General features: G+C 72.7%; 2 protein-coding genes. One reads left to right on the forward strand and one right to left on the reverse strand.

Translation table 11 applies throughout. The annotated features are described in order from the left end of the window. Positions 1-74: 74 nt before the first annotated feature. Complete coding sequence (locus tag FNH08_RS49230) at positions 75-1355, reverse strand: glycosyltransferase family 4 protein (protein WP_152778465.1); 1281 nt, start codon at positions 1353-1355, stop codon at positions 75-77. A 378-nt stretch (positions 1356-1733) separates the two neighbouring features. On the opposite strand from FNH08_RS49230, the gene FNH08_RS49235 reads away from it, so the two are divergent. Beyond that, positions 1734-2136: response regulator transcription factor (locus FNH08_RS49235; RefSeq protein ID WP_322726649.1), on the forward strand; the 403-nt coding region annotated here is incomplete at its 3' end.

Here is a 2136-nt window from a genome sequence, read left to right on the forward strand (position 1 = left end):
GGCGCGGCCCGTCCCGCGTCAGCCGGCCCCGGGCTGGGGGTGCCCCTGGGGCCGGTGGGCGGGATCTGGGGCTCTCACGGCGTCTCCCGGGCCGCCTGGGTGCTCGGACGGCCCAGGCGGGCGCCCCAGGCCCGTACCCGGCGGCGCAGGGAGCGGCGCCGGCGGAGGGCCCAGGCGCTCAGGCGGGCCCGGTCGCGTTCCCAGCCGCGGCGGTGGCGGGTGGCGTGGAGCTCGGCGAAGAGGAGTTCGTAGCGGGAGAGGATGGGGGTCGCGTCGTAGCGGTGGGCGCTCTTGAGGGCGGCGGCACCCATGGCGCGGCGGGTCGGCTCGTCGGCGATCAGGTCGAGGATGGCGTCGGCGAGGGCGCCCGCGTCGTCGACCGGGACGAGGCGGCCGTCGACGCCGTCGGTGATGATCTCGGCGGGCCCGAGCGGGCAGTCCGTGCTGATGACCGGCACCCCGCAGCGCATCGCCTCGACCAGTGTCATCCCGAACGATTCCGCGTCCGACGCGCTGACCACCAGCGACGCCTTGGCGAACTCGGCCTCGATGGGGGTGTGCGGCCCCATGAGGCGGGCCCGGCCGGAGAGGCCGAGCTCGTCGATGACGCGGTTCAGGCGGTCCTTCTGCTTGCCGCCGCCGTAGATGCGCAGCCGCCAGTCCGGTTCCTTCGACGCGACCCGCGCGAAGGCCTCCAGGAGCAGGTCGAAGCGCTTGCCGGGGGCCAGCCGGCCGGCCGCCGCGATCACGGGGGCGGTGCCGGTCGAGGGGGAGGTGTGGACCTCGGGCACGATGTTCGGCACCGACATCACCCGTACGCCCGGCAGGGGCATGTGGGCCCGGTACGCCTTCGCGTCGGCCTCGGTGGTGGTCACCACCGCGTCCAGCGCCCGGTAGTGCCGGGCCAGCACCTTGCGCAGTCGCTTGTCGTGCGCGTCGTGGCGCAGGTGTTCCTGGCCGACGCGCAGGGCGTGGCGGGGTGCGAAGCGGGCGACGTACACGTTGAGGCCGGGGCGGGTGCCGATCACGACGTCCGCGCGGCAGCGGGCGAGATGGTCGCGGACGCGGTGGTCGGTGAGGCGTGTGTACTGGCGGTGGCGCTTGTCCTCGGCGGGGTAGTCGAGGGCCGGCTGCCCGAAGGCGGGGTCGGTGGGGTCCGTGCTGCCCGGGCGCGTGTCGACCAGGGGGACGAGTCTGATCCGCGGGTCGATCCCGAAGCGCGGGGTGTCCCGGTGCCGCGACATGGACACGATCTCGACATCGTGGCGGTCCGCCAGTGCCGACGCCAGGTTCAGCGTCGTGCGGACCGTGCCGCCGATGGCGTACGCGTTGTGCAGCAGGAACACGATCTTCATGCGCTGGACCTTCGTCTTCGTGCGGTGGACCGTCGGGCGCGGGTCGCGTGTCCGCTCGGTGTACGGCCGGCTCCTCGTCAGTTCCATACAGGTCGCGTACCCGTCCTGCTCGCAGCACTCCGCCCGAATTCCGTACTCCACCCGATTTGCGCACTCCGCCCGCTCGCCAGGCCTGTGCTTCATACGACCCACGCGTCCCATACGATCCATGCGGCCCTTCCCGGCGTGACCTCGGTCCGGTGGTCCGCCTGGCATTCCGGACACGGTGGCCCGGCGAGGTAAGCCACCTGCCCGGCCCGGGTGAGAGGCGGGTAAGAAGCCCGCTCCTGTCCGACTCCCTCAGGTGGTTCGTCGCCGTGGCCTTGGCAGACTGGTGGGGTGCCCCAGAATGTGCTGCTCGCCGAGGACGACCGTGCCATCCGACATGCCCTGGAACGCGCGCTGACCCTTGAGGGTTACGAGGTCACCGCCGTCGCTGACGGCGTCGAGGCGCTCGCACAGGCTCACCGGACGCCGCCGGACGTGCTCGTGCTGGACGTGATGATGCCCGGCATCGACGGCCTCCAGGTGTGCCGTGTCCTGCGGGCGGAGGGCGATCGGACGCCGATCCTGATGCTCACGGCGCTCGTGGAGACGGCGGACCGGATCGCCGGTCTGGACGCCGGAGCGGACGACTACGTCGTTAAGCCATTCGACGTAGAGGAGGTCTTCGCCCGGCTGAGGGCCCTGTTGCGCCGAACGGGTAACGGGACGGGGAGCGGGACAGGGAGTGGGACGGGGG

Origin of the sequence: Streptomyces spongiae, from assembly GCF_009377185.1 — a bacterium.
GTDB lineage: Bacteria > Actinomycetota > Actinomycetes > Streptomycetales > Streptomycetaceae > Streptomyces > Streptomyces spongiae.